Annotated in this window: 18 protein-coding genes and 2 pseudogenes; 13 read left to right on the top strand and 7 right to left on the bottom strand. The window is 62.7% G+C overall.

Features of this window, described 5'->3' with window-relative positions; genetic code table 11:
• Positions 1-66: 66 nt before the first annotated feature.
• Positions 67-462, bottom strand: a complete 396-nt coding sequence (locus OKW43_RS02545; RefSeq protein ID WP_429445018.1) for a DUF6232 family protein — start codon at positions 460-462, stop codon at positions 67-69.
• Between the two features lie 541 nt (positions 463-1,003).
• On the opposite strand from OKW43_RS02545, the gene pdhA reads away from it, so the two are divergent.
• From pdhA to OKW43_RS02530, 3 genes are read left to right on the top strand one after another with little or no spacing between them, the layout of a single operon-like run.
• Positions 1,004-2,119, top strand: coding sequence for a pyruvate dehydrogenase (acetyl-transferring) E1 component subunit alpha (gene pdhA, locus OKW43_RS02540; RefSeq protein ID WP_429445016.1), 1,116 nt, complete (start codon positions 1,004-1,006; stop codon positions 2,117-2,119).
• A complete protein-coding gene (locus OKW43_RS02535) occupies positions 2,112-3,092 on the top strand; it encodes an alpha-ketoacid dehydrogenase subunit beta (protein WP_187637063.1) in 981 nt (326 codons plus the stop codon). The genes pdhA and OKW43_RS02535 overlap by 8 nt, the downstream gene beginning before the upstream one ends.
• Positions 3,093-3,096: 4 nt before the next feature.
• On the top strand, positions 3,097-4,215 hold the full coding sequence (locus OKW43_RS02530) for a dihydrolipoamide acetyltransferase family protein (RefSeq protein WP_187637064.1): 1,119 nt from the start codon (positions 3,097-3,099) through the stop codon (positions 4,213-4,215).
• Positions 4,216-4,334: 119 nt separating this feature from the next.
• Here the strand turns inward: OKW43_RS02530 and OKW43_RS02525 are convergent, their stop codons facing one another.
• The 3 genes from OKW43_RS02525 to OKW43_RS02515 form a co-directional block, all read right to left on the bottom strand.
• Complete coding sequence (locus OKW43_RS02525) at positions 4,335-4,619, bottom strand: hypothetical protein (RefSeq protein ID WP_246530222.1); 285 nt, start codon at positions 4,617-4,619, stop codon at positions 4,335-4,337.
• A 157-nt stretch (positions 4,620-4,776) separates the two neighbouring features.
• Positions 4,777-5,022: a hypothetical protein gene (locus OKW43_RS02520; protein ID WP_246530223.1), complete on the bottom strand. Its 246-nt coding sequence runs from the start codon at positions 5,020-5,022 to the stop codon at positions 4,777-4,779.
• A 174-nt stretch (positions 5,023-5,196) separates the two neighbouring features.
• Positions 5,197-6,165, bottom strand: coding sequence for a PDR/VanB family oxidoreductase (locus OKW43_RS02515; protein ID WP_187637065.1), 969 nt, complete (start codon positions 6,163-6,165; stop codon positions 5,197-5,199).
• Positions 6,166-6,403: 238 nt separating this feature from the next.
• Between OKW43_RS02515 and OKW43_RS02510 the strand changes: the two genes are divergently transcribed.
• From OKW43_RS02510 to nadC, 5 genes are all read left to right on the top strand, one after another.
• Positions 6,404-7,750 carry an MFS transporter gene (locus tag OKW43_RS02510; protein ID WP_429445011.1) on the top strand — a complete coding sequence of 449 codons (1,347 nt, stop codon included), beginning with the start codon at positions 6,404-6,406 and terminating at the stop codon, positions 7,748-7,750.
• 46 nt (positions 7,751-7,796) lie between these two features.
• Entirely contained in the window at positions 7,797-8,789 is a 993-nt protein-coding gene (locus tag OKW43_RS02505) for an ABC transporter substrate-binding protein (protein WP_429445009.1), read from the top strand.
• 109 nt (positions 8,790-8,898) lie between these two features.
• Complete coding sequence (locus OKW43_RS02500) at positions 8,899-9,969, top strand: porin (protein WP_429445007.1); 1,071 nt, start codon at positions 8,899-8,901, stop codon at positions 9,967-9,969.
• Between the two features lie 89 nt (positions 9,970-10,058).
• Positions 10,059-10,655 (top strand): MarR family winged helix-turn-helix transcriptional regulator, encoded by a 597-nt coding sequence (locus tag OKW43_RS02495; RefSeq protein WP_429445005.1) that lies wholly within the window; start codon positions 10,059-10,061, stop codon positions 10,653-10,655.
• A 142-nt stretch (positions 10,656-10,797) separates the two neighbouring features.
• A complete protein-coding gene (gene nadC / locus OKW43_RS02490) occupies positions 10,798-11,643 on the top strand; it encodes a carboxylating nicotinate-nucleotide diphosphorylase (RefSeq protein ID WP_429445003.1) in 846 nt (281 codons plus the stop codon).
• Positions 11,644-11,766: 123 nt separating this feature from the next.
• On the opposite strand, the gene OKW43_RS02485 is transcribed toward nadC, so the two are convergent.
• Both OKW43_RS02485 and OKW43_RS02480 read right to left on the bottom strand, forming a co-directional pair.
• Complete coding sequence (locus OKW43_RS02485; protein WP_429445001.1) at positions 11,767-12,942, bottom strand: Gfo/Idh/MocA family protein; 1,176 nt, start codon at positions 12,940-12,942, stop codon at positions 11,767-11,769.
• A 16-nt stretch (positions 12,943-12,958) separates the two neighbouring features.
• A complete protein-coding gene (locus OKW43_RS02480; RefSeq protein WP_429444999.1) occupies positions 12,959-14,290 on the bottom strand; it encodes a Rieske 2Fe-2S domain-containing protein in 1,332 nt (443 codons plus the stop codon).
• Between the two features lie 363 nt (positions 14,291-14,653).
• Between OKW43_RS02480 and OKW43_RS02475 the strand changes: the two are divergent.
• Together OKW43_RS02475 and OKW43_RS02470 are read left to right on the top strand one after the other, a co-directional pair.
• Positions 14,654-14,773: pseudogene (locus tag OKW43_RS02475) on the top strand (ABC transporter substrate-binding protein); the annotation flags it as partial.
• Positions 14,774-14,837: 64 nt separating this feature from the next.
• Positions 14,838-15,020: pseudogene (locus tag OKW43_RS02470) on the top strand (IS30 family transposase); the annotation flags it as partial.
• Between the two features lie 27 nt (positions 15,021-15,047).
• On the opposite strand, the gene OKW43_RS02465 reads toward OKW43_RS02470, so the two are convergent.
• Positions 15,048-15,296: a high-potential iron-sulfur protein gene (locus OKW43_RS02465; RefSeq protein WP_429444998.1), complete on the bottom strand. Its 249-nt coding sequence runs from the start codon at positions 15,294-15,296 to the stop codon at positions 15,048-15,050.
• Between the two features lie 684 nt (positions 15,297-15,980).
• Here OKW43_RS02465 and gltS point away from each other — a divergent pair.
• Genes gltS through OKW43_RS02450 form a run of 3 tightly spaced genes read left to right on the top strand, consistent with a single transcriptional unit; the run spans position 15,981 to position 19,824 of the window.
• Positions 15,981-17,183, top strand: a complete 1,203-nt coding sequence (gene gltS / locus OKW43_RS02460) for a sodium/glutamate symporter (protein WP_429444996.1) — start codon at positions 15,981-15,983, stop codon at positions 17,181-17,183.
• Between the two features lie 41 nt (positions 17,184-17,224).
• Positions 17,225-18,928, top strand: coding sequence for a dihydroxy-acid dehydratase (locus OKW43_RS02455; RefSeq protein ID WP_429444994.1), 1,704 nt, complete (start codon positions 17,225-17,227; stop codon positions 18,926-18,928).
• A gap of 35 nt (positions 18,929-18,963) precedes the next feature.
• Positions 18,964-19,824 carry a class I SAM-dependent methyltransferase gene (locus tag OKW43_RS02450; RefSeq protein WP_429444992.1) on the top strand — a complete coding sequence of 287 codons (861 nt, stop codon included), beginning with the start codon at positions 18,964-18,966 and terminating at the stop codon, positions 19,822-19,824.
• Positions 19,825-19,847: the final 23 nt, after the last annotated feature.

Here is a 19,847-nt window from a genome sequence, read left to right as displayed (position 1 = left end):
GTGGTCGTGCGGGGCTGGTTCCGATCGGGCGCGCACGGCGTTGTCATGTTTGCTCGTCGCACCGCGTCATGCCTTCGGCGCCGCCGCCGCCTTCGCCGCCTTCGCCCGATGCACGGCCTCGCCGACGCGTTCGACGAACTCGCGATCCGTGCTCATCAGCGCCTCGCGCTCGCCGTCGGCCGTCTTGACCATCAGCCGATGTGTGACGTCCTGGGTCACCCACGTGAGCCAACCGACCACGATCAGCATCAGCCCGCATACGATGCCCACCGCCGAGTGCAGCACGCCGCCGACGATCGCGCCGATCAACCCGGCCACCGAGATCACGAGCGGCACGACCTTGTTCTTCTGCACGGTGACGACTTGCACGTCGACGATATCGCGCAGCGGGAAGACCTGGCCCGCGGACGAGAGAGCGTTGCGCGTGACCGACACGCCGCGATCGTTGAAAGGGGTTTCCATCGTTTCAATGCAAGGGTTGTGAAGGGCGCAGCGTAGCAGAGTTCATCAATTACCTGAAGTTACGGACTTTTTCGTCCTTTCTCAGGGCCGTGGAGCAAAGGAGCACAAACTTCAGTGATTAAAAAAATCAGTTATGGGAGCCCCCGGCGCAAGATGTGACGAAGATTGGGCGGCGATCGTAAGAACCCGACACCTGCCTCGCGACTCCATTCGCTGGCTATGTAAATCATCCTATATCTCTGCACCGTCCTCGCTCCGACGCTCTTATTGCGACAGAACCGCGGATGGTCAGTGACGTTATTGCGTGGCGACAACATCGGCAAGCGCCCGATTGAGCAATGCCAATGCGTGCGCTTCTCCGCCTGCATTGGCACGCATTACACAGCAGGAAAATTTCGCACCTTATACCCGCTTTCCCTGTCAAAAGATAAGGCCGCCCGAACCGCCGTTCAGGGCGCCGGGCACGTCCGCGCCAACCGGCACGGGTTGTGCACGTGATCTCCTGCACGCACTCGACATCTGAAGAACAAGGAGGGCGGTCATGACCACGACTGCCAGTTTTCACATCGGGTATACGCGATATCTCGGTCCCGAAAGCGAGCCCGTGCAGCCATTGCCGGCCTTTGCGCAGGAACCTGAGGCGCTGATTTCCCTCTATCGCGCGATGGTGCTGACCCGCGCATTCGATACCAAAGCAGTTGCGCTGCAGCGCACTGGCAAACTCGGCACGTTCGCATCGTCGGTGGGGCAGGAGGCGATCGGTGTGGGCGTCGCGAGCGCGATGCAAGCCGATGACGTGCTGTTCCCTTCGTATCGCGATCATGCGGCGCAATTGCTGCGCGGCGTCACGATGACGGAAAGCCTGCTGTATTGGGGCGGTGACGAACGCGGCAGCGACTTCAGCGTGCCGCGACTCGACTTTCCGAATTGCGTCCCCATTGGCACGCAGGTGTGCCATGCCGCCGGTGCGGCCTACGCGTTCAAGCTGCGCGGCGAGCCGCGCGTCGCCGTGACGATCTTCGGCGATGGCGGCACGTCGAGGGGCGACTTCTACGAAGCGATGAACATGGCGGGCGTCTGGCAGGCGCCGCTCGTGCTCGTCGTCAACAACAACCAGTGGGCGATCTCGGTGCCGCGCAGCATGCAGAGCGCGGCGCAGACGCTCGCGCAGAAGGCAATCGCGGCGGGCATCGACGGCTTGCAGGTCGACGGCAACGATGTCATTGCCGTGCATCAGGTGATGCACGCGGCACTCGCGAAAGCGCGGCGAGGCGACGGCCCGACGCTGATCGAAGCGCTCAGCTATCGACTCGGCGATCACACCACCGCCGACGATGCAACGCGCTATCGCGACTCGGATGAGATTCAGAAGCAATGGGGCTACGAGCCGCTGCTGCGTTTGCGCAAGTATCTGATGCGGATGAACGTCTGGGACAAGGCGCAGGACGAGCAACTCGGCCGCGCGTGTCACGCGCAGGTCGAAGCAGCCGTCGAAGCGTATCTCGCCGTGCCGCCCCCCGATACATCCGCGATGTTCGACCACTTGTACGCGACGCTGCCGCATGCCATGCGTGAGCAACTGGAAAGCGCGCAGCGATTCGCGCCGATAGCGGGCAATGGTCGGCATGGTCGGAACGGAGGCAACGACCATGGCTGATCTGAACATGATCGACGCGCTCAATCTGGCGCTCGCGTACGAACTCGAACACGATCCCGCCGTCGTGCTGCTCGGCGAGGACATCGGCGTGAATGGCGGCGTGTTTCGCGCAACGGTCGGCCTGCAGGCACGCTTCGGCGCACAACGCGTGCTCGATACGCCGCTCGCCGAAACAGCGATCGCGGGCACCGCAATCGGCATGGCGGCGATGGGATTGAAGCCCGTCGCCGAGATCCAGTTCAGCGGGTTTCTGTATCCGACGATCGATCACGTGCTCAATCATGCGTCGCGTTTGCGGCATCGGACGCGCGGACGCCTAACCTGCCCGCTCGTGATCCGCGCGCCGTGCGGTGCAGGCATCCATGCACCCGAGCATCACTCCGAAAACCCCGAAGCCCTGTTCGCGCACATTCCCGGCTTGCGCGTTGTCACGCCTTCGTCGCCGGCGCGCGCGTACGGGTTGTTGCTGGCCGCGATTCGCGATCCCGACCCGGTGATCTTCTTCGAGCCGACGCGCCTCTATCGGCTGTTCCGGCAGACAGTGGAAGACAACGGCGAAGGGCTGCCGCTCGACACCTGCTTTACGCTGCGCGACGGCTCGGATGTGACGCTGGTGTGTTGGGGCGGTGCCGTGCAAGACGCACAAGGCGCCGCCGATCTGCTGGCGCAGGAAGGCGTGATGGTCGAAGTGATCGACGTCGCGACGCTTAAGCCGATCGACATGAACACGATCCTGGCCTCGGTGGCGAAGACGGGCCGCTGCGTGATCGTGCACGAGGGCTCGCGCACGGGCGGCATCGGCGCGGAGATCGCCGCCAATATCGCCGAGCGCGGACTTTATTCGCTGCTCGCGCCTGTGCAGCGCGTAACCGGCTACGACGTCGTGGTGCCCCTGTACCGGCTCGAGAACCAATACATGCCAGGTGTCTCGCGCATCGCCGCCGCGGTGAGGCAAGCTATGGAGGCGTCATAAAGCCATGAAAATCTTCAAACTGCCCGACCTGGGCGAAGGCTTGCAGGAAGCGGAGATCGTCGAATGGCATGTGAACGATGGCGATGAAGTGCGCGCGGATCAACCGTTGCTGTCGGTCGAAACGGCGAAGGCGATCGTCGATATTCCGTCGCCGCAATCCGGCCGCATCACGAAGCTGTTCGGACGGACGGGCGATATCGTGCATCTGGGCGCGCCGCTTGTCGCGTTCGAAGGCGAGGGCGACGATGCAGACGCGGGCACTGTCGTCGGCCATATGGAAGTTGGCCAGCATGTCGTGCAGGACGCGCCTGCGTCGCTTGGCACGAGTGGTGGCGTCGGCGCGGGCGGCGGTGTGATCAAGGCGATTCCAGCGGCGCGCGCGCTTGCGCGCAAGCTGGATGTCGATCTCTCGATGGTGACGCCGTCCGGCCCGGAAGGCGTCATCACGGCGGCTGACGTGCAGCGCGTCGCGAAGATAGCTGGCGAAGTCGGCCCGCCCGAAGTGCTGCGCGGCGTGCGGCGTGCGATGGCGCAGAACATGGCGCGCGCGCAAAGCGAAGTGGCCGCCGCGACCGTGATCGACGATGCCGACATTCACGCGTGGCCGCCGCACACCGACGTGACGATCCGTCTGATCCGGGCGCTGGTCGCGGGCTGCCGCGCTGAGCCGGCACTGAACGCATGGTTCGACGGCCATACGGGGCGACGCCACGTACTGGAGAAGATCGATCTCGGTATTGCCGTCGATCTGCCCGATGGGCTTTTCGTGCCGGTGCTGCGCGACGTCGCGCATCGCGATGCGGCGGATCTGCGCGGTGGTCTCGACCGGATGCGCGCCGATATCCGCGCGCGCAAGATTCCGCCGGAAGAAATGCGCGGCAACACGATCACGCTGTCGAACTTCGGGATGATTTCGGGGAAGTACGCAGCGCCCATCGTCGTGCCGCCGACCGTCGCGATCCTCGGCGCGGGGCGCATCCACGAACAGGTGGTCGCGGCAGACGGCGTGCCTGCCGTGCACCGGATCTTGCCGCTCAGCCTGACGTTCGATCACCGCGTCGTGACAGGCGGCGAAGCGGCGCGCTTCCTGGCGGCGACGATCGCGGATCTGCAGAACGCGTGATAGCCGGTAGTCCCATCAAGGCACGGGTTCTGGCAGCGAAACGCGCGCAACATGCATCGCCCTTGCGATGGGCAGCAGGCAACCGTCGTCGCGCCAGTATGCGTTGAATTTCTCTGCATTCAAGTTTGCAGAAGATCGCCTGGCGTGTGCTCGGCGTAATTCGCCAGCATGGCATCGATAAGAGCGCGAGCCTCGCGGTCGATGCACGTGAGAGCAACGCTCTCCGACTCGTATGTAACGGGATCGGCGAAGTCACCGGCGACGTGTTGTTTTCGTGTTCTTCTACGTAACGACCACGTGACGCGATATGTCAGCGCGATTCCATCGGACAAATGGACCGTGCGCGGCTCCATGTGCGCTTCGATAACATATCCGCGATAACGCCCGACAATGTGATGTTTCATTGATTGACTTCACCGTTTTTCGAGCAATGGTCTCCGCCGCCCGGAACTGCAGAGCGCCAATTGTTTCATGAAGGGCTGAATCGATCGGGTGGATGTAGCCCACGGCGAAGGCATGGTCGTACCAGTCGCTGAGCCAAGCGCGCAGCTTGCCGAACGGTCAGGCAGCCAGGCGGCCTATCCCCATTTCCGGACGGCGCTGGCCCGGCGGAAACACGTGCCATGTGCCGTCGTCATGGCGAAAGAAGAAGAGTGAAAACGTCCCGGTCGGCCGATCGATTTGAATGCACACGCAGCATGTTCCAGCCGAGCGGAAGCGGTCCAGCAGACGCACGCACGCCCCGCGGCCCCGCGTCGGGCCAACGAGTTTTTCGACCTCAGAACGCAGTGATCTGTTGCCCGCCATGATTTTCCCTTCGATATACGATGAATCGATGCTATGGAGATCGGTGCATGCGTTCAATCAGCGCTGGCGGAATGTCGTCTCAGGAAGCGCTGGTTTCAGCCGTCAGGACTTCCTGACTCAGAAACAGCGTGCAGAACTGCATTTACGGAGGCGGTCATACCCCGCCGGCGATACTCAAAGATCGAGAACCAGCTCCGCGGATTTCGCACGCGACACGCAAACCATGATCTGCGTTTCTTTCTCGTCGTCGCGCAGCACGAGGTCCCGGTGATCCGCCTCCCCTGAGCACAATGCTGTCTTGCACGAGCCGCAGGTGCCGCTTTCGCACGAACTCGGCACGCGCACGTTGGCGTCGCGCAGCACCTCGAGGATCGAGCGATTGGCGGGAATGTCGAACGACGTGCCGCTGCGCGAAAGCCGCACGGTGAACGGCGTGCTTTCGCGCGCATCCGCATTGCTTGCACCGAAGCTCTCGAAGTGCACCGTGCCCGGCGGCCAGTGGCCGGTCATGTCCCGCACGGTGTCCATCAGCGCCTGCGGGCCGCAGCAGTACACGTGTTGCGCCGACTTCGACCTCTCGAACACAGGCCAGAAGTCGAATGCTTTCGACAGGTCGCCGTGATCGTGATGAATCTTCACGTCCGAACGCCATTCGTCGCTGGTCAGTTCTTCGAAGAACGCCGTGCCTTCCGGATCGCGGGCGAGGTAGTACAGCTTGAACGAGCGCAGGCCTTCCGCTCGCAACTGCCGCGCCATCGACAGCATCGGCGTGATACCGATGCCGCCCGCGACGAGAACGAATGACTTTGCGCGCTCATCGAGGGGAAACTCGTTGCGGGGCAAAGAGACGTCCACGGCGTCGTCCTCGGCCGTATCGTCGATGAAGCTCATCGAACCGCCGCGTCCGTTGCCGTCACGCTTGACCGCGATGACGTAGCGATTGCGCTCCTGCGAGTCATTGCAAAGCGAATAACTGCGTCGCGAACCGTTGGGCACCACGACGGTCAAGTTCGCGCCCGCCTCGAACGGCGGCAACGGCGCGCCTTGCGGGTCGGTCAGTTCAAAGCGCCAGATGTCACGGGCGATCTTCTCCTTGCCAGCAATCTTCAGACGAAGAAAACCGTCTTCCAGTGGGGGCGTCATGTCTGTCTCCTTCTGACCAGTCCAGTCTTGCGTTGCATCAACATGGATTGCATCTTATGGTTAGATCTCTAATGATGCAAGTCAAGACGCACGATTTTTCGCGATCTTGCTCTCGGTATAAACCCGTTCTTGCCAGCGACATAAAGCCGCCGTAACCTGAATATTAGAGCTCTAATTAAACGGTGAGAGGGACGCTGTTCCCGCCGGTATCCAGAGTGAAATTCGGAGAGATTCAGTCATGGCACATTCAACGTTGCACTCAGGGGACCTATCCCTGTCTGCCATAGCCGACTCGGCGGCGGAGGAGGCGACATACCGCAAGATCACGTTAAGGCTAATGAGCTTTCTTTTCCTGTGCTGGGTCCTCAACTATCTCGATCGCGTCAACGTCAGCTTCGCGCAGCTGCAGCTGAAGCACGATCTCGGGTTGAGCGACGCGGCGTACGGGCTGGGCGTGAGTCTGTTCTTTATCGGCTACATCCTGCTCGAAGTGCCGAGCACGCTGTTGCTGCGGCGCATTGGCGCCCGCAAGACCGTCACGAGGATCATGCTGCTGTGGGGCGCCATCTCGACTGCCATGGCGTTCATGACCGCTCCATGGCAGTTCTATCTCGCCCGGACGCTCCTCGGCGCGGCCGAAGCGGGCTTTTGGCCCGGCATCATCCTCTACCTCTCGTACTGGTACCCGTCGAAGCGCCGCGCTCGTATCACGTCGCGGTTCCTGCTGGCGATCGCGGTTGCGGGGATTGTCGGCGGCCCGCTTTCTGGATTCATCCTGCAAAACTTCATGGACGTCTGGGGCTTTCGTAACTGGCAGTGGCTGTTCTTCCTTGAAGGCGTGCCCGCCGTGATTGCCGGTGTCGTTGCTTACTTTTACCTGATCGACCGGCCGCAAGATGCGAGGTGGCTGACCGAGGATCAAAAACGAATTGTCATCGGCGCGCTCAACGAGGAAGGTCGCAGCAAGCCGCATAACTCGCCGAGCACGCTCCTCGCGGCGCTGCGTGACCCGCGCGTGTACGTGATTGCCGCGGGCTGGGCCACGGTGCCCATTTGCGGAACCATCCTCAACTACTGGACGCCCACGATCATCAAACAGGCGGGCGTTTCCAACCTGTTGCAGATCGGCTTCCTGTCGGCGCTGCCTTATATCGTCGGCGCGGTTGCCATGCTGCTGATCGCACGCAGCTCCGACCTGCGGCTCGAGCGCCGCTGGCACTTCGTGCTGTCGACGACAGCGGGCGCCACGGGCGCGGTGCTCCTGACGGTTCTGACGCACAACTCGGTTGCCGCCATCGCGTGCCTGAGTCTCGTTTCGGTGAGCTATTTCGCGGCCGCAGCCATTATCTGGACCATTCCGCCGAACTACCTGAAGGGCGCGGCGGCCGCCGGCGGCATCGGCGTGATCAGTAGTCTCGGTCAGGTGGGCGCTTTCTTCGCACCAATCGTCCTCGGCTGGGTGAAGAGCGTGACCGGCAGCTTTTCGGCCGGCATCCTGCTGGTGGCGGCGCTCGTTTTCATCGGCGGCATCGCCGTCTTCATCGGCGTGCCGCGCGAGCGGCAGGCACAGCAATCCGGCGCGTGACGATGCACGCGACGGTCAGCATTTTGACAGTCAGACAGGAGCAGGAATGAGCAAGCTTCAACTTTCCATCGCGGTGGGCAACTACGACCGGATGCGGCCGATGATCGACGGCGACGTCCAGATCGACGGTGTCGATCCCGTGTTTATGCTGCAGGACCCGGAGGAAATCTTCTTTCGTGCGTTCCGGCACGCCGATTACGACATTTGCGAGCTTTCGCTCAGCAGCTATTCGGTGAAGACGGCCGCGGGCACCTCGCCCTATATCGCGGTGCCGGTCTTTCCGTCGCGCGCGTTCCGACACAGCTCGATCTACGTGCGTTCCGACCGTGGGATCGACCGGCCCGAGGACCTGAAAGGCAAACGCATCGGCGTGCCGGAATACCAGCTTACGGCCAACGTATGGGTGCGGCTCTTTCTCGAAGAGGAATATGGCGTGAAGGCGTCGGATATCCGCTGGGTGCGGGGCGGCTACGAGGATCCGACGCGCGTGGAGAAGATTGCACTCAAGCTGCCTGAAGGCGTCGTGCTGGAAAGCGCACCCGAAGGGCAGACGATCTCGAACCTGCTGGCCGACGGCGAGATTGACGGCGTGATTGGACCGCGCGCGCCGTCGTGCTTCGACCGTGGGCATTCGAAGGTCAAGTACCTTTTCGATGATCCGCAGAAAAGCGCCGCCGAATGGTACGAGCACAGGCAGCTCTTCCCGATCATGCACACGCTGGGCATTCGCAAGACGCTCGCGGATCAGCACCCGTGGCTGCCCGGCGCGATCGCGAAGGCGTTCGAGCAATCGAAGGAACTGGCGCTGGCGCGTTTGAGCGACACCTCGGCGACCAAGGTGACGCTGCCGTTCGTCGAGGACCAGTTGCGCAATGCACGGCGTCTGATGGGGCACGACTTCTGGTCGTACGGATTCGCGAACAACAAGCACGTGATCGACCGCTTCCTCGCGCAGCACCACGCCGAGGGATTGTCGAGCCGTCGCCTGCAGCCTGCCGAACTGTTCCACCCGGCCAGCCTGGAGCGATTCAAGATCTGACCTCTCGCGGCGGTTGTTGGAGCCGTCGCGCATCCGGCGGGCGCTGGGTGCGCGACGGATGCGCGGAAGGGGACAATACATCCAATATACTCAGTAATCCAGAATACAGATGAACATGAAGAGACACACATTCCCGCTCGCCTGCGGCGGGTTGCTGACGCTCGCCTGCACGGCGGCCCATGCGCAGAGTTCGGTCACGCTCTACGGCATCGTTGATGCGGGCGTCGAGTACGTCAATCGGGTGCCCCAAGGCAGTCAGACGGGCTCGGTGATCCGGGAACAGTCGGGCAATCTCGCCGGATCGCGCTGGGGGCTCAAGGGATCAGAGGACCTTGGCGGCGGCTACAAGGCCGTGTTTACGCTGGAAGGCGGGTTCAACGTGAACACCGGCGCGCCAGGTCAGAACGGACGGCTGTTCGGCCGCAAGGCATTCGTTGGCGTGTCAACGCCGTACGGCACGCTCACGCTCGGACGTCACCAGAACCTGCTCTACGAGCTGATGTACAAGTACGACGCGCTGACGTTCAACCCCAGCTATTCCGCGCAAAGCATGGACAGCCAGTTCGTGAATCGCGCGGACAATTCGGTGCGCTATGGCGTGCACCTCGGCGGCGTCACGTTCGCGGCACTGTACAGCACCGGGTTCGACGCGACGATTCCGAACGGCGGGAGCGTGCCCGGCGCAACGAAGGTGGGCCGCGAAATGAGCGCGGCGGTCCTGTATGATCGCGGGCCGTTCAGCATCGGTTTGACGTACGACCAGTTGCAGGGCACCTCGATCGCGACGCAGAGCAATGCGCAGCAGCGCGCGCTGCTCGGCGTGTCGTACGACTTCGGGCCGGTCACGACGCTGGCCGGCCTGCGCTGGCTGAACACGCGCAATACGGATGTGCCGCCGAGCTCGCTGCTCTATTGGGGCGGCGTGACCTGGAGGGTGAATGCGCCGCTTTCCATTTCCGCCAGCGTCTATCACACGCAGTTTCGCAACCCGCACGGCGGCCCGACGATGGGGGTATTGCTCGTCGACTACTCGCTGTCCAAGCGCACCGACGTGTATGCGGAGGGCGCGTATGTCTCCAATCGTTCATTCTCCAATGTCGGTATTCGTGGCACAGGCGTGGACATTGCGCCAGGCATGGACCAGGCGGGCATGACCGTGGGCATTCGCCACACGTTCTGAGCGTCCCAGGGGATCCGCTCCAGTGCCTCGCGCGCGGGCTAAAGCGCTATGATTGTCACCGGTCTGGTCTCAATAACAGCGAGGAAGGTATGGCAGCAGCACGTACTTCGGGCAAGGGCAAGGGCGGGGTCGCGAGCGAGGACCCCATCCTGCGGCACTGGCGCGAGGCGGTTCCGGATGATCGTCTTGCTCACCTGGTGAAAGATGCAGGCCGCGCCATGATTCGCGGTCTGCAAATGCGCCTGGCGCAGCATGAAGTCTCGTTCGGCCACTGGGCTTATCTGCGTGTGCTATGGGTCACCGACGGGCTTACGCAGAAGGAGCTCAGCGACGAGACCGGCACCACCACGCCCACCACGTTCAGTGCGGTGTCGGCAATGGAAAAGCTCGGGTATGTCGAACGCCGCTATGAGCCCGGCAATCGCAAGAACACGCACGTCTATCTCACGCCGCGCGGCCGGAGCCTGAAAAACAAGCTCGTCCCGCTCGCGGAAGAAGTCAACGAAATTAGCGTCAAGGGCCTGAAAACCACCGAGATCAACGTCGCGCGGAAGGTTCTGCTGACGATCATCGAGAACATGGCACGCGACGAATCCGAGTCGGACAACCCGGCGCTGCGTATTCCGTCGACGCGGGAAGTGGGCAATCTGATCGCGGCACGCGGCGAAGAAATCGATCAGGATTGAGGCGCAGCTCGGCGCTTCAGGTCCTTCCCGAGTAGCATATTCATTATAGATCTAATAATATGGACGGGCGTGCCATGTCCACGACAGGCACGACGGCAGCACACGGCATGCTGTTCTCTCGCTCAAAAAATACGGATCTGGAATGGATGGAATGACCCGCGCGGCGATGACGCGCAATGTCCGCGATGCGCTCGCGGAAGATGTCGGCGAGGCCGACTGGACGTCGCTACTGATCGACCCCGACGCTTCAGCCGACGCCGTCTTGACCGTACGCGAACCCGCCCTGTTGTGCGGCAGACCGTGGTTCGATGAAACACTCCAACAGGTCGACCCGCGCATCACGATTGAATGGTTTGTCGGCGAAGGCGAACGGATGCACGAAGGGCAGGCCGTCTGCCGGATCGCTGGCCCGGCGCGCGGTATGCTCACCGCCGAGCGCACCGCGCTCAACTTTATTCAGTTGCTTTCTGGCGTGGCCACCGAGACAAGCGTGATGACGCGGATTGTCGAAGGCACGTCTGCGCGAATTCTCGACACGCGAAAAACGCTTCCGGGATTGCGCCTCGCGCAAAAATATGCAGTTCGTGTTGGCGGCGGCGAAAACCATCGTCGGGGGCTGTACGACGGCATTCTGATCAAGGAAAACCACATCGCGGCGGGCGGCGGCATTGCGTCGACGCTTCGCGCCACTCGAGCATTGGGTGCGGGTGTGCCCGTGCAGGTCGAGGTGGAGACGCTCGATGAGTTAAAGGAAGCGTTGGCTGGGGGCGCCACGGCGATTCTGCTCGACAATTTCTCGATCGAGACGATGCGCGAGGCTGTGCGTGTCACCGCAGGGCGCGCCGAGCTGGAAGTCTCGGGCGGTGTGACCGAGCAGACGCTGCGAACCATTGCCGAGACCGGCGTGGACCGTATTTCGTTAGGTAAGCTGACGAAGAACGTCAGGGCGATTGATTTTTCGCTGCGCTTCGCGGCGTTCGAGGGGTAACGAGATCGGGGCGCATGTGTGCGCCCCGTAGAAGGAAGCACTGGCAAAAAAATCCCTCGTTTTAACTGTACCAGGCTCAGTTCAAACGAGGGCAGTGAGGGCTTTTGCGCTTACCTCGAACTATCAAAGCGTTATATCTGCGCCCGTTTCGCTCGACTTCAGAATCGCGATACAGATTTCCAGCGTGCCCTTTGCCCATTCGCCATCGTGAAGGGGCGAGTGTCCGTCGACGACCGCGCCATACAACTCGTCGATGACTTCGGCGCGCGGCACGACGGGTGCAGGCAGTGGCAGCGTTTGGCGCTGCTCGTCGCCGTAGACGACGATTGAATCGGGCAGCGGGCGCAGGTCCGCGCGTTCGCACGAGACGATGATCGGACCGAAATGCTGATGAAAGCGCGGCGGCTCGTCCGCGGCGGCCGTCGGCGGCTTGTATGCCGATCCGCCGTAGGTGCCGGCCGCCTTGAGTCTGGCTTCGTCGCCCGAGGACGCGAGCGTCTCCAGACGGCGGCGGGCGCTGCCGTACGTGTCGGGGCTTGTACGATCGCCCATTTCGCCGATCCAGCCGCTCCACTCTTCGGTGTTGAAGTAGCCGTAGCCGTTGTACGAGAGCGAGGCATAGGCACCGCTCTCGAACCAGATCAGCGCCGAATAGGCGCCTTCGGTCGGGCGTGACGGATCCCACCGTCCCACACTCGCGCGCAGCCGCGTCGCGCGCGAGCCGGCGAGCATTCGCACGATATCGACCTGGTGAGCCGCCTGGCTGAAGACGGCGCCGCCACCTTCAGCCGTGGCCAGCTCCTCGGGCCGGCGCGGGCGGTACAGGTAGTCGGTGTAGTTCACGGCCTGGATCATTTTCACCGCGCCGAAATCGCCGCGACTGATCAATTCGCGCGTACACAGGTACGGCGTGTCGAAACTGTGGCAATGGCCGACGATCAGATGCACGTGCGCTGCGCGGCATGCAGCGATCATGCGATCGCAGTCCGCAGCGGCGAGCGCCATCGGCTTTTCGACCAGCACGTGTTTGCCTTTTGCCGCGGCAATTTCAGTGTGCTGCGCGTGGAACTGGTGCGGACTCGCAACGTAGATGATCTCGACGTTGGGGTCATCCGCCAACTCCGCCACGTCCGCATAGGTGGGCGCAGCGAAGTCGGCGGCGAACTGCCGCCGCGCTTCGTCACGCGGATCGCACGCAGCGACGAGTTGGACTCTGGGGTCGCGCAGGAAGGTCGGCAGCATCAGCGAGAATGCCCGTCCCAGTCCTGCGACCCCGATGCGCAAACGGCGCTGCTCCATGGCCGTGTGCCTCCTGTTATTGCTTGACCTGATAGTCCGTTGCAAGCGCGGACGGCTGGTCGGCCGGTTCCGGATTCTTTTTGCTGACGTAGCGCGCGGCATACGTGCGCCAGTCGATTTCCTTCGGCACGACAGCCTGGTACGAACACACTTCCCGGGAAATCGCCTTTGCACCGGTGCCAATTGCTTCGCCATCATTCTCGAATTCGGCGATCGCATCGATCATGCGGCGACGGAATTCGACGATGGCGAGATCGCTCGCGCCGAGGCGCTCGTCCGAGCGGTTCGCAATCGGGCCCATCGTGACCCACATCGCGATGTCCTGGTTCGGGAAGCCCGAAATACCCGTGAAATTGCCAGCTTTCATCGCCTGGCGGTCCTGCCAGAAGCGGTTGTCGTGATTGCGCAGCGGACGATAGTACTGGTCCAGATCAACACCGACCTGCTGACGCAGGAACTTGCGCCACGTTTCGTTTTCCGGCGTCGTCTCCGGATCGCCCCAGGCGATGAAGTAGAACGCCGTGTTCGTGTCGTCCATCGGCACGTTGATGTTCGCAACGTTGTAGAGATTGTTCGGCGGAATCAGCACCGTTCCCGGCGCCACGAACACCGTGGAGCGCACGTAGTCGTGCGTGTTGGCGTTGAAGATCGGGCGGCGCAGCGCAGCGTAACGGAAGCCGTAGTCGGTGCGCTCGACCTGCAGGCGCGGGGCCTTGTCGGTGGACGGGCGCAACCAGTTCTTCCCGGTCGCTTCGGCGCCGCCGACGCGTGCCGGCACGAAGTCGGACGAATGCAGGCTGGAGCTGTGCGCGGAGTCGATCGCGCCTTCGAGGATTTGCGCCCAATTGCACGGCAGCAGCGCCTTGGCGATGCTCGCGCGGGTGTCGGCAGTCGGCGCCCAGGCCGGCGGCACGAATTCGGGGATGACGTCTTGCGGGCCCATATACGCCCACACCATGCCGCCCCATTCCTGCACCGGGTAGGCCTTGTGCTTGACCTTGTCGGTCATGCAGCTCGCGGCCGGCTCGGACACCATTTCAAGCACGTTGCCCGAGACGTCGAACTTCCAGCCGTGATACAGGCAGCGCAGGCCGGAGTCTTCATTGCGGCCGTAGACGAGCGATGCGCGACGGTGCGGGCAGTACTCGTCCAGCACACCAACGCTGCCTTCCGAGTCCCGGAATACGACGAGGTCTTCGCCAAATACGCGCGCTTTGACCGGCGCACCATCCGGCTCGCTGACTTCTTCGATGAGGCAAACCGGCGTCCAGTGCCGGCGCATCAGTTGGCCCATCGGGGCATCGCCTTCAACGCGGCACAGCAATTCATTTTCTTGGTGGGTCAGCATGGAATGTCTCCCGGCGACAGGTCGCCTTCATCAACAGGTGTTGCTCAACTATATTAGAGATCTAGTTAAATTGGCAAGAACCTTTGGAGGCATCCGGGAAAGTACGTATGGTCGGAAGTGCCGCAGGATCAGGGATATTCGATCCCTAATATAGATAGGCGAGATTCATCGCCGATGGATCTGATTTGTGAGGCGCTGGCTGCGCGTGGTGTGATGCGCTTCGGCGGGGACGGCTACGTTGTCGTCATCGATCTCGGGAAGCATGCTGGGGTGAATCCGTCGAAACAGGAAACGGAGGGCAATTTTTTCGGTGACTACACCGGCGCGAAAGGGGCGCGCAACGGCAAGCGGCGGCCGGTGCTGCACATCGCGGTGACGATCTTTCCGTCGCGGGAGTTTCGTTTTGGTTCGATCTATGTGCGAGCGGATCGCGATATTGACAAGCCTGAAGACCTGAAGGGCAAGCGCATCGGCGTGCCCGAATGCCGGCCGAACTGCTTAGTCTCTAGTTCCAAGTGCAACACCTTGAATGAGATAGGGTGTTGCGATGAAGAAGAACTACAAGCATCTGAGTGCGGAAGAACGCGCGGCGATCATGATCGAACATCGGAAGGGTGGCAGCATACGAACTCTCGCGCGACCGCGCATATTGACCGAAGGCAGCGCGCTTTATCGGCGTGTGCACGATCACCTGGTCTACTGGCGCTGGTCGCCGCAGCAAATCGCTGCCACGCCAATGACAACGACGGCGTGTAAATTACGCCTTTTTCACGTAGGCGTTACACCACCCTTTTGCGTCGACCAGTTTGCCCCCGTAGGTCGGACACGGCCCATTCGTGGAACCGGGTTTGCCTTGATACAGTTGGCAATTGGCACAGGTCTGCCCTGCCTGGTACCGAGGGAATTTCGTCTTGTCGACCTTCGACGCGTCCATCTTGTATCCGAGCGCCTGTGCGGTCGGATCGTTTTCGCGGGGGCCGGCCCAGTCGGGCTCTCCGACCCACATCGCGTAAACACACTCGTCGAACACATGAGTCAGGCGCAGAAAGTGGGTGTGTCCGTTCCTGGGTCACGCACAAAGCCATTCCGGGGCGTAGTTTCGAGGTCGGGCTGGGTTGAAAGTCAGGCATTATTGACGGCGCGCAAAATCACACGACGGTTTTTTTGCGATCCGTCCTGTCAGTGAGATGGGAATGAGACGTGACCACGCGCAATACGGAAGAGGTCGAGCGCGGTGTCTGGGCGAACCCGTAGATTTTCGCGTGCGAATTCGACCAATTCGTTGAGAACGAGGTTGTTCTGATCATGGTCCATGAAAAGCCTGGCAAAGGTGTGGGCGATCTCAGGATCGGTACCCTTCGTTGCCCGTCTCCGTGATGAGAAAATCGACACTGATCGGCTCGGGAAAAATGTCGCGTTTGGAATGGGATACGTCGAACTTGCAGCATAGTCGCAGGTGCTGTTGATATCGAAGATCGGCCAGGACTCCCGGAGTCAACGATCTCCGGCACCCGTTCCAAAAGCAGGAAGCGGGTCAGGGGTCCGTTGGTCAAGAATTTCGTAGCGTCGGTCTACGCGTATGCCGGATTGGCTAAGATGTCGCTGGGTTGCGCGCGCTTCCGAAGCTTGATTCGCGGGGTCGCGCCGGCAAAACAGAAAACGTGGTCACGCTCCCACTCGGAGGCCATTCATGACTATCGGCGTGTATGCGACGCTGGTCGCGACGTCGCTCGTGCTGCTCCTCGGCGAAAAGCTCGTGCAATGGATCGGCGTGCTACGGGCCTATTCGATTCCGGCGCCAGTGGCAGGCGGGCTCATCGTCGCGATCTGCGTGCTGATTACGCGCATCACCACGCACGTCGAGATCAAGTTCGATTCGACGATGCAGGTGCCGTTGATGCTCGCGTTTTTCTCGACGATCGGTCTGAATGCGCATCTGTCGAGCCTGAAGGCGGGCGGACCGGTGTTGATCCGCTTTCTCGCGCTGGTCAGCGGGCTGCTGATCCTGCAGAACGTGGTCGGCCTGCTGCTCGCGTTCGCGCTCGGCGTCGATCCGCTGCTCGGCATTCTCGGCGGCTCGGTCACGCTGTCGGGCGGCCACGGCACCGGTGCCGCATGGAGCCAGGTCTTCACCGAGCGTCACGGACTGGAGTCGGCGACCGAGATCGCGATCGGCTGCGCGACGTTCGGGCTCGTGATAGGTGGCGTGCTCGGCGGTCCGCTCGCGCGGCTGCTGATGCGGCGAATCAGCGCCGACGAACTGCTGAGCGTCGGGCAGCGCGATGAAGAAACGCTGGTCTTCGAGGAGCCGAAAGCTCAGCAGGCCACCACGCCCGCCGCAATCATCACGACGCTCGCGCTGATCTCGATCTGCCTCGCGGGCGGCGAAGTGTTGGCCGACCGGATCGCGGGCACCGTGTTCGAGTTGCCGACCTTCGTTTGCGTGTTGTTTACCGGCGTGATCCTGAACAACGCGCTCGCGCTGGCGCGTGTGCGCATCGACCAGCACGCAGTCGCGCTCATCGGCAACGTGGCGCTCGCGCTCTTTCTCGCCATGGCGCTGATGCGTCTCAATCTTTGGGAGCTTGCCGCGCTCGCCGTGCCGATCGTCGCAATCCTCATCGCGCAGACCGTGCTGATGGCGCTCTACGCGGTGTTCATCACGTTTCCGGTGATGGGCCGCAACTACGACGCGGTCGTATTGTGCGCGGCACAATGCGGGCTCGGCCTTGGCGCCACGCCGACCGCGATCGCGAACATGCAGGCGATCACGAACCGCTTCGGCCATTCCCATATCGCGTTCCTGATCGTGCCGATGACTGGCGCGTTTTTCATGGACATCGTCAACGCGATCATCATCAAGCTGTTTCTCACGCTGCCGTTTTTTCATTGAGCGCGGTGGCATTGGCGGATCAACCCGAGCAAGCACATACCATGAGCGATCAACCCAGCAACAAGCCGGTCGGCTTCGCCAAAGGCCTGACCAACTACGGCGACCGCGAGTTCAGCGTGTATTTGCGCCGCACGTTCGCGAGTTCGATGGGCTATAGCCGCGAGATGCTGGACCGGCCGATCGTCGGCATCGCACATTCGGCGAGCGGCTTCAACAACTGTCACCGGCATTTTCCCGAGATGATCGAGGCGGTCAAGCGCGGCGTGCTCGCGGCCGGTGGTCTGCCGATCGAGTTTCCGACCATCTCGCTCGGCGAGACGTTCCTGACGCCGACGAGCCTGAAGTTTCGCAACCTGATGTCGATGGACGTCGAGGAAATGACGCGCGCGCAGCCGATGGATTCGGTCGTGCTGCTCGGCGGTTGCGACAAGACCGTGCCCGCGCAGCTAATGGGCGCGGCGTCCGCGAATCTGCCCGCGGTGCAACTGGTCGCCGGGCCGATGTCGACGAGCCGGCATCGCGGCGAGCGGCTCGGCGCCTGCACCGATTGCCGGCGTTTCTGGGCCGGATTCCGCGCGACCGAAATCGACGCGCAGGAAATCGGCATCGTCGAACGACGGCTCGCGTCTACCGCGGGCACCTGCGCGGTAATGGGCACCGCAAGCACGATGACGATCATCGCCGAAACGCTCGGCATGATGCCCGCAAATAGCGCCGCGTGTCCCGCCGTCGATGCGGACCGTCTGCGCATCGCGGAACAAACCGGGCGCGTCGCGTTCGATCTGATCGCGAAACCGATCCTGCCGAGCGAGATCATCACCGCGCAGTCCGTCGAGAATGCGCTGCGCGTGCTGCTCGCGATCGGCGGCTCGACGAACGCGATGATTCATCTGACGGCGATCGCGGGCCGTGTCGGCGTGAAGGTCGATCTGCAGCGGCTGAACCAACTGAGCGACACCACACCGGTGCTCGTCAACCTGAAGCCGACCGGCGATCACTATATGGAAGACCTGTACGCGGCGGGCGGCGTGCCGGCGATCCTGCGGGAGATCAAGCATCTGCTGCATCTCGACTGCCGCACGGTGACCGGTGAAACCCTCGGCGACCGGCTGCACGATGTGAGCTGGGTCGATCACACGGTGGTGCGGCCATACGCGCAGCCGGTGCGCGACAATGGCGGCCTCGTCGCGCTGTTCGGCAACCTCGCGCCGCGCGGCGCGATCCTGAAGCGTTCGGCGGCCGATCCGAAACTGTTCGAGAAGGAAGGTCGCGCGGTCGTGTTCGAATCGCTCGAAGACTTGGCCAACCGCGTCGATAGCGACGAGCTCGACGTCAGCGCCGACGATTTTCTGGTGCTGCAAAATGCCGGTCCCACCAGTGCATCGGCGATGCCCGAAGCCGGTTATCTGCCGATTCCGGCAAAGCTCGCGCGCGCCGGCGTGAAGGACATGGTGCGGATGTCGGACGCGCGCATGAGCGGTACCGCGTACGGCACAATCGTGCTGCACATCACGCCCGATGCGGCGTCGGGCGGCCCGCTAGGGCTCGTGCGCAACGGCGATCGCATTCGCTTGAGCGTCGCGAATCGCTCGCTCGAATTGCTCGTGCCGGATGACGAGCTCGAGCGACGCCGCGCCGCGTTGCCGGCGCGAACGCAGACGCCGGCGAAGCGCGGCTACGCGAAGTTGTATGAGCAGGAAATTCTGCAGGCCGATGAGGGCTGCGATTTCCAGTTCCTGAAGTAACCGGGCGCCAATGAACCGACAGGATTGACACAGTCATGAGCGATCAACGACACCCCGCACCCGACAGCACCGCCGCGCGCGTCGCGTTATGGCGTGCGCTGCACGTGCAGGCCGACGCGCCGCCGCACGTGCTCGAAGACGAAGTCGGCTTGCAGTTGCTGGCACCCGCCGAAGACTGGCGCAGCCGCGGCGACATGGACCCGCGGTTCACGCGGCCGTTTCGCGCGTCGATCGTCGCGCGCGCACGCTTTATCGAGGATCTGGTCGTCGAGCAGGCCCGGCGCGGCGTGGGTCAATACGTGATTCTCGGCGCCGGTCTCGACAGCTTCGCGCAACGCCGGCCCGACATCGCGTCGCGGCTCACCGTGTTCGAGGTCGACCCGCCGGGACCGCAAGCGTGGAAGCGTCAGCGGCTGAGCGAGCTTGGTTTCGGGTTGCCGGACTGGCTGCGGTTCGTGCCGGTCGACTTCGAAGCGGGCGATAGCTGGCGGCAGCGTCTCGTCGCCGAAGGGTTCGACGAAAGCAGGCCAGCCGTCGTGGTGTCGACCGGCGTCAGCATGTATCTGACGAAGGAGGCGAACGCGGCGACGCTGCGTGAAGTGGCCGGGCTCGCGCGTGGCTCGACGTTCGCGATGACGTTTCTGCTGCCGCTGGAGATGGCGGACCCGGACGTGCGCCCCGGACTCGAAATGGCGGAGAAGGGCGCGCGTGCGAGTGGGACGCCGTTCATCAGCTTCTTCACGCCGCAGCAGATCATCGCAATGGCGCACGAAGTCGGCTTTGACGAGGCGCGGCATGTGTCCGCGGCCGATCTGACGCAGCGCTATTTCGCGGGTCGCACGGATGGCCTGCGTCCGCCGGCCAATGCGGAGGAATTGCTGGTGGCGAACACTTAGGGAAACGCTGATCAATGGCCCAA

Origin of the sequence: Paraburkholderia sp. WC7.3g, from assembly GCF_050436345.1 — a bacterium.
GTDB classification, from domain to species: domain Bacteria; phylum Pseudomonadota; class Gammaproteobacteria; order Burkholderiales; family Burkholderiaceae; genus Paraburkholderia; species Paraburkholderia podalyriae.
Note: the sequence above shows the minus strand (reverse complement) of the source record. Positions and strands in the feature narration are given on the sequence as shown.

What these genes read in the sequence shown, in the direction of transcription:
- OKW43_RS02455 (WP_429444994.1), top strand. Translation starts at nt 17,225, where the DNA reads ATGAGCGATCAACCCAGCAACAAGCCGGTCGGCTTCGCCAAAGGCCTG.
- OKW43_RS02450 (WP_429444992.1), top strand. Translation starts at nt 18,964, where the DNA reads ATGAGCGATCAACGACACCCCGCACCCGACAGCACCGCCGCGCGCGTC.
- OKW43_RS02495 (WP_429445005.1), top strand. Translation starts at nt 10,059, where the DNA reads ATGGCAGCAGCACGTACTTCGGGCAAGGGCAAGGGCGGGGTCGCGAGC.
- OKW43_RS02480 (WP_429444999.1), bottom strand. Translation starts at nt 14,290, where the DNA reads ATGCTGACCCACCAAGAAAATGAATTGCTGTGCCGCGTTGAAGGCGAT.
- OKW43_RS02530 (WP_187637064.1), top strand. Translation starts at nt 3,097, where the DNA reads ATGAAAATCTTCAAACTGCCCGACCTGGGCGAAGGCTTGCAGGAAGCG.
- OKW43_RS02535 (WP_187637063.1), top strand. Translation starts at nt 2,112, where the DNA reads ATGGCTGATCTGAACATGATCGACGCGCTCAATCTGGCGCTCGCGTAC.
- OKW43_RS02515 (WP_187637065.1), bottom strand. Translation starts at nt 6,165, where the DNA reads ATGACGCCCCCACTGGAAGACGGTTTTCTTCGTCTGAAGATTGCTGGC.
- OKW43_RS02525 (WP_246530222.1), bottom strand. Translation starts at nt 4,619, where the DNA reads ATGAAACATCACATTGTCGGGCGTTATCGCGGATATGTTATCGAAGCG.
- gltS (WP_429444996.1), top strand. Translation starts at nt 15,981, where the DNA reads ATGACTATCGGCGTGTATGCGACGCTGGTCGCGACGTCGCTCGTGCTG.
- OKW43_RS02465 (WP_429444998.1), bottom strand. Translation starts at nt 15,296, where the DNA reads ATGTGGGTCGGAGAGCCCGACTGGGCCGGCCCCCGCGAAAACGATCCG.
- OKW43_RS02500 (WP_429445007.1), top strand. Translation starts at nt 8,899, where the DNA reads ATGAACATGAAGAGACACACATTCCCGCTCGCCTGCGGCGGGTTGCTG.
- OKW43_RS02505 (WP_429445009.1), top strand. Translation starts at nt 7,797, where the DNA reads ATGAGCAAGCTTCAACTTTCCATCGCGGTGGGCAACTACGACCGGATG.
- OKW43_RS02545 (WP_429445018.1), bottom strand. Translation starts at nt 462, where the DNA reads ATGGAAACCCCTTTCAACGATCGCGGCGTGTCGGTCACGCGCAACGCT.
- nadC (WP_429445003.1), top strand. Translation starts at nt 10,798, where the DNA reads ATGGATGGAATGACCCGCGCGGCGATGACGCGCAATGTCCGCGATGCG.
- OKW43_RS02520 (WP_246530223.1), bottom strand. Translation starts at nt 5,022, where the DNA reads ATGGCGGGCAACAGATCACTGCGTTCTGAGGTCGAAAAACTCGTTGGC.
- OKW43_RS02485 (WP_429445001.1), bottom strand. Translation starts at nt 12,942, where the DNA reads ATGGAGCAGCGCCGTTTGCGCATCGGGGTCGCAGGACTGGGACGGGCA.
- OKW43_RS02510 (WP_429445011.1), top strand. Translation starts at nt 6,404, where the DNA reads ATGGCACATTCAACGTTGCACTCAGGGGACCTATCCCTGTCTGCCATA.
- pdhA (WP_429445016.1), top strand. Translation starts at nt 1,004, where the DNA reads ATGACCACGACTGCCAGTTTTCACATCGGGTATACGCGATATCTCGGT.